The organism is Variovorax sp. OK212 (assembly GCF_900112425.1).
Classification (GTDB): domain Bacteria; phylum Pseudomonadota; class Gammaproteobacteria; order Burkholderiales; family Burkholderiaceae_C; genus Variovorax.
Genome location: NZ_FOLP01000001.1, coordinates 962714 through 977919, shown reverse-complemented (window position 1 = coordinate 977919; position 15206 = coordinate 962714). Strand labels below are relative to the sequence as shown.

Here is a 15206-nt window from a genome sequence, read left to right as displayed (position 1 = left end):
CATGAAGTCACCGTCGTCGCTGCCGACGATCGGCATCGACTTCGGCACCTCCAACTCCGCCGTGGCCTGCCGGGTCGACGGCGTGGCCCGGCTGTTGCCCATCGAGGGCGCGGCCACCACCCTGCCCACGGCGATCTTCTTCAACGCCGAGGACCGCACCACGCACTTCGGGCGCGAAGCGGTGGCGCTCTATCTCGCGGGCTACGAAGGCCGCCTGATGCGCTCGCTGAAGAGCCTGCTCGGCAGCGCGCTGATGCAGGAAAAGACCGCCATCTACGACGGCCTGGTGAGCTTCGAGGACATCATCGCGCGCTTCCTGCACGAGCTCGCCCATCGCGCCGGCAAGGAACTGGGCCACACGCCCGAGCAGGTCGTGATCGGCCGCCCGGTGCATTTCGTGGACGACGACAGCAAGCGCGACGAACGTGCCGAGCAGAGCTTGCGCGTCGCGGCGCGCGCGGCGGGCTTTCGCGACATCTCGTTCCAGCTCGAGCCCATCGCGGCGGCCTTCGACTACGAGCAGCGCATCACCAGGGAATCCGTGGTGCTGATCGTGGACATCGGCGGCGGCACCTCCGACTTCACGGTCGTGCGCGTCGGGCCCGAGCGCGCCACGCACGAAGACCGCAGCGGCGACGTGCTGGCCACCACCGGCGTGCACATCGGCGGCACCGACTACGACCAGCGCCTGAACCTCGACCGCGTGATGCCGCTGCTGGGCTTTCGCCACCACGGCCCGCAAGGCCGCGAGGTGCCCAGCGGCGTGTTCTTCGACCTCTCGTCGTGGCACCTGATCAACTGGCTCTACGCCGCCAAGGCCACGCGCCAGGCCAAGGACCTGCGCACCAGCTACATCGACCTTCGGCTGCACGACCGGCTCATGACCGTGCTCGAAGAGCGCCATGGCCACCGCATCCTGGCGGCCGTGGAGCAAGCCAAGATCGACGCGTCGGTCAACGACGCGCCGGCCACCATCGACCTGTCGTGCGCCGAGCCCGGCCTGAGCGCCGTGCTCTCGCCCGAGGACATGGTGCAGCAGCTCAGCGGCCCGTTCGACGACGTGATCGCCTGCGCCCATGCCTGCGTCAAGCGCGCAGGGCTGCGCAGCAACGACCTCGATGCGATCTACCTCACGGGCGGCTCGTCGGCGCTGCGGCCGTTCCAGCACGCGCTGCGCAAGAGCTTCGCGGGCGTGCCGCTGGTCGAGGGCGACCTGTTCGGCGGCGTGGCCGCGGGCCTGGCCTGCGCGGCGCGCACGGAGCAGCGGGCGTGAAGTACCTGGCGGGCTATCCGGCATCGCTGCTGGACCAGGTCCGCCAGCTGGTGGCGGACGACAAGCTCGCCGCGCTGCTCGGCAAGCGCTACCCCGAGGGTGTGCACACCGTGCAGACCGACCGCGCGCTCTACGAGTACGTGAGCGAGCTCAAGAGCGAGTTCATGCGCAAGGCCGAGCCGCTGTCCAAGGTGATGTTCGACAACAAGCTGCACGTGATCCGCAACGCCCTGGGCACGCACACCACGGTGTCGCGCGTGCAGGGCGGCAAGCTCAAGGCCAAGCGCGAGATCCGCGTGGCGAGCCTGTTCAAGGGCGTGCCGCTGCCGTGGCTGCGCATGATCGTCGTGCACGAGCTCGCGCACATGAAGGAGCGCGACCACGACAAGGCCTTCTATTCGCTGTGCACGCACATGGAGCCGGACTATTCGCAGCTCGAGTTCGACCTGCGGCTCTACCTGACCCACCTGGACGGCGGAGGCGAGCCGCTGTGGTCGAGCGCCGCGAAGGCGCCGGCGCCCTGAGCTTCTTCAGGCCGCCGCCGCGGCAGCCCTGACCTGCTCGATGCCGGCAACGGCCAGCCAGTGGCAATACCCGCCCGAGGTGCGGCGGTCGATGGCTTCCAGCGCCATGCCGTCGTAGGCGCCCGCGCGGTACTGGTGCTTGGACCAGTACTGGTCGGTGTGCCAGGCGTGGATGTGCAGCACGTCGCTGCCCAGCGCGCGGCTCGCATACGGCAGATGATCCAGCAGGCCGAGCGAACATTGCTGCGGATAGGTGCGGCGCAAGGCCAGCTCGCCCGCATACATCGTGACGACGTTCTTGCACCAGCCCGGCCATTCGCCCTGGAAGTGGCGGAACTCCTCGTCGAGCAGCCGGTTGCAGTAGTCGAGCTGCGCCTCCACGAAATTGCAGACGAAGTCGGAGGGGCCGAGCACCGACGCGCCGACGTTGTGCAACCCCGAATGCGGGAAGCCCCAACGCGCGCTGCACGCCGAGAGCTTGCGGCGCACCTCTTCCTCGTACGCGTAGGCGCCGAAGCCGAAGCACAGGCCCGTGGGCGTGAAGCCGGTGAGCGCGGGCGTGACGAAGGTGTCGCAGTCGGTCTTCAGCAGGGTGTCGTACTTGCGGCACTCCTGGATGACGGCCGGCTCGCAGAGGTTGGCCACCGAGTTGATGTAGCCGTAGCCCGCCCAGTCGGTGTTGCGCTGCGCATAGGGCTCGCTCGGGATCACGACGATGCGGTCGTCCTGTGGCAGCGCAGCGGCGGCCTCCGGATGGCACACGGCGATGATCTTCGCGCGCGAGAACAGGTTCGAGAAGATCATGCTTTTGTAGAGCCATGAGAACTCGTCGATGATTTCCTGCTTGTGGTCGATGTAGACCAGCACGCCCATCGTCATGTCGTTTCCTTGCGAGGTGGCCGCCGGGCGTCACCGGCCGCGTTGCGAGCGGGCGTCCATGGCGGCCATGTACACGGAGCGGTACGGCTCGCTGAGATTGATGAAGTGCACCAGCAGCGTGTCGTCGCTCGCCAGGTGCGGCGGCGTGTTGATGCTGAGGTTGTCCAGGATGTGCGGCTCGCCGACAAGGCCCTCTTCGCCCAGCACCTCGTTCGTGTAGTACTGGTCGCCCTGGCTGCTGTACACCGCCGACTTGTCGGCCACCGCGCCGATGCGCTCCCAGATGCGATCGAGCAGCCGCGCATTGCCCGGCGTGTTGCGAAAACCCATGACGCCGGAGTTGAACTGCCAGGCGCCGACGTCCTTGGCGAGCAGCAGGTCGCGGCCTTCCAGCAGCGGCTCGATGCGCCTGGCGGGGTTGCGGAAGACGACGTCGGCGTCGACCCAGATCACCCATTCATGGTGCGCCAGGTGCTGGTTGATGAGCCAGCTGCGGATCCACGAGCCATTGATGCCGGGGCCGATGGCCGCGGGAATGTCGCGGTACACGTGGTACGCGTGGCCATGCCGGTCGCAATAGCGGCGCACGTTGTGCTCGGACACGCGGGCGTAGGCCTGGATGTGCGGCGTGTACAGCGTCAGGAAGGCGATGCGTGCTTCGGGGTTGTAGCTGTCCGCCGCCGCCGCCGAGATCTCGGGGTACGCCGGCGGCTGCAGCACCGGGCTGCCCTGAGTCAGCGACGCGTTCACCTGGTCGACCAGCACGCGCTGCAGGTTCAGGTCGTGCAGCATGTCTTCGCCCGGCTCGCCGTCGACCTCGACCGGCGACGCACCCAGGTGGACCACGAAGACCGGCGCCTGGTGCCACTGCGCGATGCGCCAGGACACGTTGACGTAGACGCCCTGTTCCATGGCGTTGCATCCCCGCATGCCCGCCGGCCGCAGGCGCGCGGCCTCGTCGATGCGCCTGGCCACCCGGGCGATCACGTGGCCGGCATCGACGATCAGCTGGTGCAGCATCGCCCGGTTGGCGGCCGTGTGGCGCACCACCATCATGTTGGTCATGGCCAGGCCGCCGAGGCTGCCCGCGGGCGGGCTCTCGGCCGCGAGCAGGTCGCTGCCCTGCATCAGCACGTCGATGGCCACGGGATGGAAGACCACCGAATCGCCGTCGATGAAGAACAGCCAGTCGCCTTCGGCCAGCGTGCGCAGGTGCCGCAGGATCTCGCTGTACTTGGCGCTCGCGCGAAGCGCCGGGTGCAGGATGCACTCGCTTTCGACCCATTGATGGGGGTAGCCGTGGAGCCTGCAGTAGTGCGCATGGTTGCGCAGCACCGCGTCGTCGCGGCGCTGGAGAAAACTGAGGCACAGGGGCATGGCCTACCCCGAGAGACCGGCCTCGGTCAGCGCGCGCCGGGCGCCGCGGTAGGCAGCCGAATCCTGCAGCGCCTCCCACGAGGCAGGCGCGGGCGTGTCGGGCAACAGGCTCCGGCGCCGCGCTTCGCTGCGCGCATCGGGCTGCCAGCGCTGCGTGCCCGCCGCTCGGGCGAAACCGTCGAGCAGTTCGTCCAGCGGTGCGCCGTCGCCGATGCTCTGGTTGCACAGCAGGGCCAGGTCGCAACCGGCTTGCAGCGCGGCCAGCGCCGCGTCGGTGTAGCTCAGGAGCTGGCCGTCGATGTAGCGGCCGGCCTCCATGCTGAGGTCGTCGCTGAAGATCACGCCGTCGAAGCCGAGCTTCTGGCGCAGGATGTCCTGCAGCCACCGGGGCGAGAAGCCCGCTGGCCGCTTGTCGACCTTCGGGTAGATCACGTGCGCGGGCATCACCGCGGTGAGCGCGCCCGAGAGCCACTCGTACGGCCGCGCGTCGTCGCCCAGGATGGCCTTGAGACCGCGCTTGTCGACCGGAATCTCGACATGCGAGTCGGCATGCACGAAGCCATGCCCGGGAAAGTGCTTGCCGCAGTTGCGCATGCCCATCTGCAGCATGCCGTGCATGACGCTCTTGGCCAGCAGCGCCACCACGCGCGGATCGCGGTGAAAACTGCGGGTGCCGATGACGCTGCTGCCGCCGAAGTCGAGGTCGAGCACCGGCGCGAAACTGAAATCGACGCCGCAGGCACGCAGCTCGCCCGCCAGCACCTGCCCGGCGGCGGTGGCCGCCTGGGTGGCGCGCATGGCGTCGTTCATCCACAGCTCGCCGAGCGCGCGCATCGACGGCAGGTGGGTGAAGCCGTCGGTGCGAAAGCGCTGCACCCTGCCCCCTTCGTGGTCGACGCAGATCAGCAGGTCGGGCCGGATGGCCTTGATCTCGGCGTTGAGCGCGGTCATTTGCGCGCGGCCTTGCCAGTTGCGGGCGAAATGGATCACGCCGCCGACCAGCGGGTCGGCCAGGCGCCGGCGGTCGGCGCCGGTGAGTTCGGTGCCCGCCACGTCGATGATCAGCGGCGAATGCGACGGAACTGTGCGGGAACGGGAGTTGGGGCGGGTGAGCCCGGGGGTCATAGCTTCTCCACCACCACGAAGCTCGCGGCGTATTCGGTTTCGTCGGTCACGGTCACATGGGCCGTGAGGCCCTGCGCCTCGAACCACTCCTTCAGTTCGCCATGCAGCACGATGACGGGCTTGCCGCTGCGCAGGTTGGCGATCTCGCACAGGCGCCAGCTCATCGGCATGCGCATGCCCATGCCGACGGCCTTGCTGAAGGCCTCCTTGGCCGAGAAGCGGGTGGCGAGGTAGCTCAGGCCGCGCTTCGGCCAGCGGGCGCTGCGGGCCTGCCAGACCGCGAATTCGGCGTCGCTGAGCACCTTGCGCGCAAAGCGCTCGCCCTGGCGCTCGAAGGTCGCGGCGATGCGGCGCAGGTCGCAGATGTCGGTGCCGATGCCGTAGATCATGCGGCGCCGGCGTTCATTGCGCTTCGCCGATGCAGCGCAGGTAGTCGCGCGTGGCGCCGGCGTAGCCCAGTTCCAGCGCGTCGGCCACGAAGGCATGGCCGATGGAGACCTCCTGCACGCCCGGCACGGCACGCAGGAAAGCGCTCAGGTTGTCGCGGCTCAGGTCGTGGCCGGCGTTGACGCCCAGGCCCGCCGCAATCGCCGCGCGCGCGGTCTCTGTGTAGCGCGCCAGCACGGCCTGCGCGTCCGGCGTGCCGCGGGAGGCGGCATAGGCCTCGGTGTAGAGCTCGACGCGGTCGGCGCCCACGGCCTTGACGGCGGCCATCATCTCGGGAATCGGGTCCATGAACAGGCTGACGCGCACGCCCAGGGCCTTGGCCTCGGCGATCAGCGGGCGCAGGCGCTCGGCGTCGTCGGGGAAGGTCCAGCCGTGGTCGCTGGTGGACTGGGTTTCGCTGTCGGGCACGAAGGTGGCCTGGTGCGGCTTCAGCGCGCGCACGAAGTCCATCAGGTTCTGGAAGGGGTTGCCTTCGATGTTGAACTCGACGCCCGGCCAGTCCTTGGCGAGCAGCGTCGACAGGTCGCTCACGTCGTGCGCGCGGATGTGGCGGGCGTCGGGGCGCGGGTGCACGGTGATGCCCTGGGCGCCGGCGGCCAGGCAGGCCTGTGCGGCTTTCACCACGCTCGGGATGCCCAGGTGGCGCGTGTTGCGCACCAGGGCAACCTTGTTGAGGTTGACGGACAGCGAAGTGGTGGCGCCGGCGTGGCCTGAAGTGCTCATAGTGCTTGCAGATCTCTCATCATTTGCCGCGTGCGCAGCGTGGACACGCCGCAATGGTAGTTGAGCAAGGCGCGCAGCTGGTTGCGCAGCGCGCTGTTGCTGCCGGCGTTCATGGTGGCAATTTCACGCAATGTGGAGGTAAATGGCGTGCGGTCGTCGAGCATGTCCTGCAACGCCTGCCAGTCGGCACCGGCGAGCGCGGCTTCTTCGTCGGCCGCGTGCCGCAAGCCGGCTTCCGGCACCAGGATGTAGCGCGTGTCGGCATCGAGCGGCTCCAGCGTGAGCGTCTGCAGGTCGAGCGCCGGCAGCAGGCCCACCGCGCGCAGCAGCAGCAGCTCGAAGGCGCGCAGCGCGGCGGCGTGCGTGGCCGCCTGGGCGCCGGCATGGTCGCCGGCCAGCACCTGTACCACGCCGGCGTAGGCGTCGAACAGGGCCTCGTGCGCGTCGTCGCGCGCCAGCAGGCGCAGCAGCAGTTCGTTGACGTAGTAGCCCGACAGCAGCGCCTCGCCGGTCGGCATGACGTGCCCGCCCATCCACTCGGCGCCCTTGAGCGTGCGGATCTCGGCGTCGCCGCCGTAGTTGAGCTGCAGGGGCTGCAGCGGCAGCAGCACCGGGCGGAAGTTGGAGCTCGGACGCTTCGCCCCCTTGGCCACCAGCGCGATGCGCCCGTGGTGCCGGGTGAAGACCTCGAGGATCAGGCTCGACTCGCTCCAGTCGTAGCGATGGAGCACATAAGCCGGTTCGTGCGAAACGCGGTGGGCAGCGGCCACTTCATTCGTAGCCGAACGAGCGCACGCGGGCTTCGTCGTCGGCCCAGCCCGAGCGCACCTTCACCCACAGTTCGAGGAACACCTTGGCGTCGGCCAGCTTCTCGAGCTCGACACGGGTTTCCATGCCGATGCGCTTGATGCGCTCGCCCTTGTCGCCGATCACCATGGCCTTGTGGCCGTCGCGCTCGACCACGATGGTGGCGGCAATGCGCAGCAGGCGCTTCTGGCCCTTCTTCTGCGGCGGCTCTTCCTCGAACTTGTCGATGATGACGGTCGAGGTGTAGGGCAGCTCGTCGCCGGTCAGGCGGAAGAGCTTCTCGCGCACCAGTTCGCCGGCCAGGAATTTCTCGCTGCGGTCGGTCAGCTCGTCCTCGTCGTAGAACCAGGGTTGCTCGGGCAGGTACTTCTCGCAGATGCCGAACAGGCGCTCGACGTCCTTGGCGCTCTTGGCCGACATCGGCACGAACTCGGCGAAGGCATGCTTGGCCTGCATGGTCTGCAGCCAGGGCGCGATGTCGCCGCGGCGGTGCACGTTGTCCAGCTTGTTGGCCAGCAGCACCGTCGGAATGCCCTTGCCGAGCAGCTTGAGCACGCGCTCGTCGGCCGGCGTGAAGCTGCCGGCCTCGACCACGAAAAGAATCAGGTCCACGTCGCCGACCGCGCCCTGCACGGTCTTGTTGAGCGACTTGTTCAGCGCGTTGGCATGCAGGGTCTGGAAACCCGGCGTGTCGACGAACACGAACTGCGTGGCGCCCAGCGTGCGCATGCCGGTGATGCGGTGCCGCGTGGTCTGCGCCTTGCGCGAGGTGATGCTGATCTTCTGGCCGACCAGCGCGTTGAGCAGCGTCGACTTGCCGACGTTCGGCTTGCCGACGATGGCGATGAGGCCGCAATGTTGGGGACCGCTGGCGGGCGAACCGCCTTCGGCGTCTTCGGGTTCCGCTACGGGATTGATAGCATCGTTCATTCTGATTTCACGCGGCGCCGCGTGCCTTGAGCCGGATCAACATGGCGGCGGCCGCCGCCTGCTCGCCGGCGCGGCGCGAACCGCCGATGCCGCGTTCGCGAAGGCCCAACTCGGGCACCTCGCACTCGACATCGAAAGTCTGCTTGTGCGCAGCGCCCAGTGTGGCGGCCACGCGGTACACCGGCAGCTTCATTTTGTGACCCTGCAGCCATTCCTGCAATTCGGTCTTCGGGTCCTTGGCCGCGGCTTCCATGCGCGGGTTGATCTCGACCGCCTCGTAGAGCCGGTGCACCATCGCCTGCGCGGCGGAGAAACCGGAGTCGAGGTACACCGCGCCGATCAGCGCTTCGAGCGCATCGGCCAGGATCGAAGGCCGGTTCGGCCCGCCGGAGCGCGCCTCGCCCTCGCCCAGCTTCAGCAGCGGCGACAGCGCCAGCCCCACGGCCAGGCGGTGCAGGGTGTCCTGCTTGACCAGGTTGGCGCGCACGCGCGAGAGATCGCCTTCGGGCAGCGCCGAGAGGCGCAGATAGAGCAGATGCGAGACCGCCAGGTTCAGCACCGAGTCGCCCAGGAATTCGAGGCGCTCGTTGTGGTCGGCCGAGAAGCTGCGGTGCGTGAGCGCGAGCTGGAGCAGCCGCGGGTCGGAGAAGGTGTACTGGAGACGCGCCTGCAGCGCGACGAGGCTGCCGTCCACCTTTTTCAGCGCCGCGTTCAGCGGGACTGGCCCTTGTATTTGAGGGTCAGGTAGGCCGGACCGAACAGCGGAATCTCGCGCTCGTACGCGTACGACACGACCACCTTGTCGCCGACCTTCTTGATGTCGAGGTCCTTGCCGCTGACCGACTTGAAGTCGTCGATGGTCTGTGCGCGATCGAAGAGCGCGCGCACTTCGGGCACGGTTGCCCCCTCCTTGGCCTTGTTGGCGGCCTTGTCGATCGCCTGCCACTCGATCAGCGTCGGAATGACCTGTGCGACGACCACGCCGAGGCAGCCGAGCACGGCCGCGACGAACACCAAGCCGACGAACGAAATACCACGTTGCCGCGCAGCGCTGCCGCGCACAGACCGATGTGTTCTCATGCCCTCTTACCCCTCGAACAATGCTGATGAATGCTTATTGGAACGGACCGATGCGACCCAGATCGCCGAAGTTCATCCAGACAAAGAAGGCCCTGCCCACGATGTTGCTGTCTGGCACGAAACCCCAGAAACGCGAGTCGGCCGAATTATCGCGGTTGTCGCCCATCATGAAGTAGCTGCCCGCAGGCACCTTGCAGACGACGCCCTCCACCGAGTAGCGGCAGTTCTCGCGGCCGGGGAAGTCGCTGGCGCCGGGCACGAAGGACGGAGCCGTCTCATCGTTCAGGATCTTGTGCTTCCTGCCGAGCAGGTCTTCGTCGTACTGCTTGAGCAGGCGCATCGATTCGCTGTCGAGGTAGTCGGCCGCGGGCTGCTTGGACACCGGCTGGCCGTTGATCGTGAGCTTCTTGTTCAGGTAGGCCACTTCGTCGCCCGGAATGCCGACCACGCGCTTGATGTAGTCCATGCTCGGCTTGGGCGGGTAGCGGAACACCACGACGTCGCCGCGCGCCAGCGGCGTGCCTTCGGTGATCTTGGCGTTGATGACCGGCAGGCGCAGGCCGTAGGTGAACTTGTTGACCAGGATCAGGTCGCCGGTCAGCAGCGTGGGCATCATCGAGCCCGAGGGAATCTTGAAGGGCTCGTACAGGAACGAGCGCAGCAGGAACACCACCAGGATCACCGGGAACAGGCCGGCGGTCCAGTCGAGCCACCAGGGCTGCATCAGCAGGCGCTCGCTGGCCTTCGCGTCGGCGGTGTCGACCTGCTTGATGCCCTGCCCGGCCAGACGCGCGTTGCGCTCGGCCAGCGAGGCTTCCAGCGCGGCGGCTGCGCGCTCGCGCTTCGGCAGGAAGAAGAAGCGCTCGGCCACCCAGTAGAGGCCGGTGATCACCGTGGCCACGAACAGCAGCAATGCGAAGTTGCCTTCGATCGCGCCGAAATACCACGAGCCGACATAGCCGGCAAAAGCCGCGAGGACCAGGGAGGTGATGAGTGCCATTTTTTTGATCAGTCTTCGACTTGCAGAATCGCGAGGAAGGCCTCTTGCGGGACCTCGACGGAGCCGATCTGCTTCATTCTTTTCTTGCCCGCCTTCTGCTTCTCGAGCAGCTTCTTCTTGCGGGAGATGTCGCCGCCGTAGCACTTGGCCAGCACGTTCTTGCGAAGGGCCTTGATTGTCTCACGCGCAATGATGGTGACCCCGATGGCGGCCTGGATCGCCACGTCGTACATCTGGCGCGAAATGATCTCGCGCATCTTCGAGACCACCGCCCGGCCGCGGTACTGCGACTGGCTGCGGTGCACGATGATGGACAGCGCGTCGACCTTCTCGCCGTTCAGCAGGATGTCGACCTTCACCACGTCGGAGGCGCGGTACTCCTTGAACTCGTAGTCCATCGACGCGTAGCCGCGGCTCACCGATTTCAGCTTGTCGAAGAAGTCGAGCACGATCTCGCCGAGCGGCATCTCGTAGGTCAGCATGACCTGGCGGCCGTGGTAGGCCATGTTCATCTGCACGCCGCGCTTCTGGTTGGCCAGCGTCATGACGGAGCCGACGTATTCCTGCGGCATGTACAGGTGCACGGTCACGATGGGCTCGCGGATTTCCGCCATCCGGCCGACGTCGGGCATCTTGGACGGGTTCTCGACCATGATCACTTCGCCGTCGTTCCTGACCACCTGGTAGACCACGCTGGGCGCGGTCGTGATCAGGTCCTGGTCGAACTCGCGCTCCAGGCGCTCCTGCACGATCTCCATGTGCAGCAGGCCGAGGAAGCCGCAGCGGAAGCCGAAGCCCAGCGCCTGGCTCACTTCGGGTTCATAGCGCAGCGACGAGTCGTTGAGCTTGAGCTTTTCGAGCGCGTCGCGCAGCGAGTCGTACTCGCTGGCTTCGGTCGGGTACAGGCCCGCGAACACCTGCGGCTGGATCTCCTTGAAGCCGGGCAGCGCCTCGGTCGCCGTGGCTGCCGCACCGCCGGTGCCGGGCCGGATCAGCGTGACCGTGTCGCCGACCTTCGCGGCCTGCAACTCCTTGATGCCCGCGATGATGTAGCCCACCTCGCCGGCCTCGAGCGACTCGCGCGCTTCGTTGGCGGGCGTGAAGACGCCGATGCTGTCGGCGTTGTACATCGCGCCGGACGCCATCATCTTGATGCGCTCGCCCTTCACGAGCCGGCCGTCGACCACGCGCACCAGCATGACCACGCCGACGTACGCGTCGAACCAGCTGTCGACGATCATCGCGCGCAGCGGACCGTCGGGATTGCCGCGCGGTGCGGGCATGCGCGCGACGATGGTCTCGAGAATGTCGTCGATGCCGACACCGGTCTTGGCCGAGCACGGAATCGCGTCGGTCGCATCGATGCCGATCACGTCTTCGATTTCAGTGCGCGCGTTGTCGAGGTCTGCGTTGGGCAGATCGATCTTGTTGAGCACGGGCACCACTTCGACACCGAGGTCGAGCGCGGTGTAGCAGTTGGCCACCGTCTGCGCTTCGACACCTTGCGATGCGTCGACGACGAGCAATGCGCCTTCGCATGCGGACAGCGAGCGGCTCACTTCATACGAGAAGTCGACGTGGCCCGGCGTGTCGATCAGATTGAGGTTGTAGACCTGTCCATCACGCGCCTTGTAGCGCAGCGCAGCGGTCTGCGCCTTGATGGTTATCCCACGCTCTTTTTCGATGTCCATCGAATCGAGCACCTGCGCTTCCATCTCGCGTTCCGCGAGGCCGCCGCAACGTTGGATCAAACGGTCTGCGAGCGTCGACTTGCCATGGTCGATGTGCGCAATGATCGAAAAATTTCTGATGTGATTCATCAACGGGAACGCTTAAGTACTTGAATTGGCTCGGACGCAGAGTGCGACGGGCAAGAAAAAAGGGCGCGTCTTCTGGAGACGCGCCCTGAACCAACAAGCAATGGCAACTGCAGTAGTTGGAACTTCATTGTAGGCAAAAAGGGAGGCACGTACATCCGGGAACAGGGTCCAAAGGGGTCGTTGCAGGTCCACAACATCAAAGATATGAACAGGTTATCAACAGGATCGGTGGAGCAGTCTATGAACAACTTGTGGGCGATCTGTGGACCACCGGTGGACTGCTGTCTGACATCTCGCATCGTGGATGCCAGTGCACTCCTTATGCGCTGACTGGCTGCACCGAGCGCTCTATTCTACCGAAATTCGTCCTAAGCCTGTTTTAAAGTTAGCTTTCACTAACAAAATCCACCGCTTTTTCCGTCCAAGATTTTTTTCATGGCCGGCGCAAGAACGTCGTAAACACCTCAAAAAAACGGCCCCAAACCCGACTGCCGGGTGGGGCCACTTGACGCCAGCGCCAGATCAGCGTGCGGGCCGGATCAGGGCGTACTGCGCCCAATCGCCCCGGCGGAACAGCACGCTGAGCGCCTTGTTCTTGTCGGCCTTCCCCACGGCAGACTCGAATTCGCGGGTGTTCGCCACCTCGGCATTGCCCACGGAAAGAATGATGTCGCCCTCACGCAGACCAGCCCGCGCCGCTGCTTCGTTGGCGGCATCGACCTTCACGCCGCCCTTCAGCTTGAGCTCTTTCTTCTGCGCATCGCTGAGGTCGCTCACGGCCAGGCCGAGCGACTTCGCGGCGGCGGAGGCCGGCGGCTTCGGCGCCGGCTCGTCGCGGTCGCTCGCACGCTTGGCTGGCTTGTCGGGCTCGATCTCGGCAATGGTCACGCTCAGGTCGCGCGACGCGCCGCGGCGGAACACCGTCAGCGTGCTCTTGGTGCCCGGCTTGGTGTTGCCCACCAGGCGCGGCAGGTCGCTCGGCTTCTCGATGGCCTTGCCGTCGAACTTGGTGATGACGTCGCCCGGTTCCACGCCGGCCTTCTCGCCCGGCGAACCTGCCTCGACACCGCGCACCAGCGCGCCCTGCGCCTTGCCCAGGCCGATGGCCTCGGCCACGTCCTTGGTGACCTGATCGATCTGCACGCCGATGCGGCCGCGCGAGACGCGCCCGGTGGTGCGCAGCTGGTCGCTCACGCGGATCGCCTCGTCGATCGGGATCGAGAAGGAGATGCCCATGAAGCCGCCAGAGCGCGAGTAGATCTGGCTGTTGATGCCCACCACCTCGCCGCGCATGTTGATGAGCGGTCCGCCCGAGTTGCCGGGATTGATGGCCACGTCGGTCTGGATGAACGGCAGGTACTCGCCCGTGTCGCGCTGCTTGGCGCTCACGATGCCGGCGGTGACGGTGTTCTCGAGGCCGAACGGCGAACCGATGGCCATCACCCATTCGCCCACGCGCAGCCTGGAGATGTCGCCGACCTTCACCGCGGGCAGGCCCGTGGCTTCGATCTTCACGACCGCCACGTCGGTGCGCTTGTCGGCGCCGACGATCTTGGCCTTGAACTCGCGCTTGTCGGGCAGCGTGACCAGCACCTCTGAGGCGTCTTCCACCACGTGGGCGTTGGTCATCACGTAGCCGTCGGCCGTCAGGATGAAGCCGGAGCCCACGCCGCGCGGACGCTCCTCTTCCTGCGGCTGCTGGGGCCGCTTGGGGGTCGGGCCCTGGCGGGGCTGGCCCGGCGCCGGCTGGCCGAAGAAACGGCGGAAGAACTCCTGCATTTCCTCGTCCATCTCGCCGTTGCCGCCGCCGCGTTGCGCGACTTTCTCGACCGTGCGGATGTTGACGACCGAAGGCCCGACCTGGTCGACCAGATCGGTGAAATCGGGCAGCGTGCGCGTCTGCGCATGAACGGATTCGACCGGCAGGAAGGTGGCGCCCGCGGTCAGCGCGAGTGCAAAAGCCAGCAGGCCGGAACGAAGCTTGTGTCCCTCGACTTTGAAGATCATCGGTTTTCTTTCAAAAGAACAGAGCGGCGGAAAACAGTTGCTATGAGTCTGCGCTACACGCTTGGTTCAGCGCAACTTGGCGCCCATGCGGCCCGACGCCGTCAGCGTGTGCGCGCCAGGCTCTGCGCGAAGGCGTTGAGTGTCTGCGGCGGCACCTCGCCCACCGCGGTCAGCCACCAGTCGCTGGCCGGCGCGGGCAGGCGGCGGCGGATCGCGTTGGTCGCGCCGATGGTCAGCACGCCATCGCGCGGCGCACGGGCGGCGTCGTAGCGCTCGATGAAGAGCGATACCGAGGCCAGGCCATCGGAGAAGGTCCACTGCACCGTTGCGGTGTCCTGCTTCGCCTTGCCGCTGCTGTCGTCGGCAGAGGCGGCCATCGGGCGGCGGAAGAAGCTGCGCGGCTTGAAGCCGGCAACGGGCGTGCTGAGGGTCCAGCCCTCGTCCTGCGCGTTGCTGCGCTCCAGCTCGAGCTTCTCGATGCGGTAGCCGGTGGTGTTGGCCATCATCTGCGACAGCGCCTGTGCCTTGACGGGCGCGTCGAGCTGCAGCTCGGAGAACGCCGACTGCTCCACCACGCGCGAATCGCTGTCGATGGTCTGCAGCTTCACCACCAGCCCGGAGCGGCGCTCGCTCCAGATGCGGTAGCCGAAGCGCAGGCCGTCGTGCGGCACCAGCTGCACCACGTCGGCGTCGAAGCCGGCCACGCGGTCCTTGCCGATCGCGCGCACGTCGTAGAAGTCGCTGATCGACGAATCGGGTTTTTCCGGCAGGTTCGGGAAGAGGTCGAGGTTCTCGCGCTTCTCGACCTTGACGACCTTCGCCTCGGGCAGGAAGGTCATCACGTTGCGGTTGCGGCGGAAGGTCGAGCGCGGCGGTCCCGACAGGGCCTCGATGCGTTCGATCTGGTGCTCGCCGTCGCGCACGTGCCAGATGCGCGCGCTCGACAGGTCGCCGCCCGGCGCCGACACCACGAAGGTGCCCACGTAGTTGCGCTGGCGGGCCCCGGCGTGCATGCGCTGCAGCCACTCTGTCACGTTCATTGCCGGCGGTTCGTCGGTCTGAACCGGTGCGGTCGCGCCCTTCGCATTCGCAGCACCCGAGCGGGTCTGTGCGGTGGCGGCCTGCGCAAGGCAGAAAGCGGCAAACACAAGCACGCAGGCGCGTGCGGAGATCGGCATCTGAACGGTCATTACGGGCGGCTGCGGGCGCGCGCG

The 15206-nt window shown here is 66.9% G+C and carries 15 protein-coding genes; 2 read left to right on the top strand and 13 right to left on the bottom strand.

Annotated elements, in window-relative coordinates; genetic code table 11:
• Position 1 precedes the first annotated feature (1 nt).
• Entirely contained in the window at positions 2–1273 is a 1272-nt protein-coding gene (locus tag BM004_RS04405) for an Hsp70 family protein (protein ID WP_093124107.1), read from the top strand.
• Positions 1270–1797, top strand: coding sequence for a M48 metallopeptidase family protein (locus tag BM004_RS04400; protein ID WP_093124105.1), 528 nt, complete (start codon positions 1270–1272; stop codon positions 1795–1797). Before BM004_RS04405 ends, BM004_RS04400 begins: the two co-directional genes overlap by 4 nt.
• A 6-nt stretch (positions 1798–1803) precedes the next feature.
• Here the strand turns inward: BM004_RS04400 and BM004_RS04395 are convergent, their stop codons facing one another.
• From BM004_RS04395 to BM004_RS04335, 13 genes are all read right to left on the bottom strand, one after another.
• Entirely contained in the window at positions 1804–2676 is an 873-nt protein-coding gene (locus tag BM004_RS04395) for a DUF7164 domain-containing protein (protein WP_093211500.1), read from the bottom strand.
• A 30-nt stretch (positions 2677–2706) separates the two neighbouring features.
• Positions 2707–4053, bottom strand: coding sequence for a glycosyltransferase family protein (locus BM004_RS04390; RefSeq protein ID WP_093211498.1), 1347 nt, complete (start codon positions 4051–4053; stop codon positions 2707–2709).
• Between the two features lie 3 nt (positions 4054–4056).
• Positions 4057–5178, bottom strand: coding sequence for a beta-N-acetylhexosaminidase (gene nagZ, locus BM004_RS04385; RefSeq protein ID WP_093211496.1), 1122 nt, complete (start codon positions 5176–5178; stop codon positions 4057–4059).
• Positions 5175–5567 (bottom strand): holo-ACP synthase, encoded by a 393-nt coding sequence (gene acpS, locus BM004_RS04380; RefSeq protein WP_093124095.1) that lies wholly within the window; start codon positions 5565–5567, stop codon positions 5175–5177. The genes nagZ and acpS overlap by 4 nt, the downstream gene beginning before the upstream one ends.
• A gap of 13 nt (positions 5568–5580) precedes the next feature.
• Positions 5581–6348 carry a pyridoxine 5'-phosphate synthase gene (locus BM004_RS04375; RefSeq protein ID WP_093124093.1) on the bottom strand — a complete coding sequence of 256 codons (768 nt, stop codon included), beginning with the start codon at positions 6346–6348 and terminating at the stop codon, positions 5581–5583.
• Positions 6345–7118, bottom strand: a complete 774-nt coding sequence (gene recO, locus BM004_RS04370) for a DNA repair protein RecO (protein WP_093124090.1) — start codon at positions 7116–7118, stop codon at positions 6345–6347. Before recO ends, BM004_RS04375 begins: the two co-directional genes overlap by 4 nt.
• Before the next feature lies 1 nt (position 7119).
• Positions 7120–8085, bottom strand: a complete 966-nt coding sequence (gene era / locus BM004_RS04365) for a GTPase Era (protein WP_093124088.1) — start codon at positions 8083–8085, stop codon at positions 7120–7122.
• Between the two features lie 7 nt (positions 8086–8092).
• Positions 8093–8779, bottom strand: a complete 687-nt coding sequence (rnc, locus tag BM004_RS04360) for a ribonuclease III (RefSeq protein WP_093211494.1) — start codon at positions 8777–8779, stop codon at positions 8093–8095.
• A gap of 17 nt (positions 8780–8796) precedes the next feature.
• Entirely contained in the window at positions 8797–9165 is a 369-nt protein-coding gene (locus tag BM004_RS04355; RefSeq protein ID WP_093211492.1) for a DUF4845 domain-containing protein, read from the bottom strand.
• A gap of 34 nt (positions 9166–9199) precedes the next feature.
• Positions 9200–10165: a signal peptidase I gene (gene lepB / locus BM004_RS04350; protein ID WP_093211490.1), complete on the bottom strand. Its 966-nt coding sequence runs from the start codon at positions 10163–10165 to the stop codon at positions 9200–9202.
• A gap of 8 nt (positions 10166–10173) precedes the next feature.
• Positions 10174–11985: a translation elongation factor 4 gene (lepA, locus tag BM004_RS04345; RefSeq protein ID WP_093124079.1), complete on the bottom strand. Its 1812-nt coding sequence runs from the start codon at positions 11983–11985 to the stop codon at positions 10174–10176.
• Positions 11986–12507: 522 nt separating this feature from the next.
• The gene (locus BM004_RS04340; protein ID WP_093124077.1) at positions 12508–13992 is read right to left on the bottom strand and encodes a DegQ family serine endoprotease; all 1485 of its coding nucleotides are present in this window, start codon (positions 13990–13992) and stop codon (positions 12508–12510) included.
• Positions 13993–14093: 101 nt separating this feature from the next.
• Positions 14094–15182: a MucB/RseB C-terminal domain-containing protein gene (locus BM004_RS04335; RefSeq protein WP_093211488.1), complete on the bottom strand. Its 1089-nt coding sequence runs from the start codon at positions 15180–15182 to the stop codon at positions 14094–14096.
• Positions 15183–15206 lie beyond the last annotated feature (24 nt).

Excerpts from the sequence above, each read along its gene's own strand:
- BM004_RS04405 (WP_093124107.1), top strand. The coding sequence starts at position 2 with ATGAAGTCACCGTCGTCGCTGCCGACGATCGGCATCGACTTCGGCACC.
- BM004_RS04395 (WP_093211500.1), bottom strand. The coding sequence starts at position 2,676 with ATGACGATGGGCGTGCTGGTCTACATCGACCACAAGCAGGAAATCATC.
- BM004_RS04390 (WP_093211498.1), bottom strand. The coding sequence starts at position 4,053 with ATGCCCCTGTGCCTCAGTTTTCTCCAGCGCCGCGACGACGCGGTGCTG.
- nagZ (WP_093211496.1), bottom strand. The coding sequence starts at position 5,178 with ATGACCCCCGGGCTCACCCGCCCCAACTCCCGTTCCCGCACAGTTCCG.
- acpS (WP_093124095.1), bottom strand. The coding sequence starts at position 5,567 with ATGATCTACGGCATCGGCACCGACATCTGCGACCTGCGCCGCATCGCC.
- BM004_RS04375 (WP_093124093.1), bottom strand. The coding sequence starts at position 6,348 with ATGAGCACTTCAGGCCACGCCGGCGCCACCACTTCGCTGTCCGTCAAC.
- era (WP_093124088.1), bottom strand. The coding sequence starts at position 8,085 with ATGAACGATGCTATCAATCCCGTAGCGGAACCCGAAGACGCCGAAGGC.
- BM004_RS04355 (WP_093211492.1), bottom strand. The coding sequence starts at position 9,165 with ATGAGAACACATCGGTCTGTGCGCGGCAGCGCTGCGCGGCAACGTGGT.
- lepB (WP_093211490.1), bottom strand. The coding sequence starts at position 10,165 with ATGGCACTCATCACCTCCCTGGTCCTCGCGGCTTTTGCCGGCTATGTC.
- lepA (WP_093124079.1), bottom strand. The coding sequence starts at position 11,985 with ATGAATCACATCAGAAATTTTTCGATCATTGCGCACATCGACCATGGC.
- BM004_RS04340 (WP_093124077.1), bottom strand. The coding sequence starts at position 13,992 with ATGATCTTCAAAGTCGAGGGACACAAGCTTCGTTCCGGCCTGCTGGCT.
- BM004_RS04335 (WP_093211488.1), bottom strand. The coding sequence starts at position 15,182 with ATGACCGTTCAGATGCCGATCTCCGCACGCGCCTGCGTGCTTGTGTTT.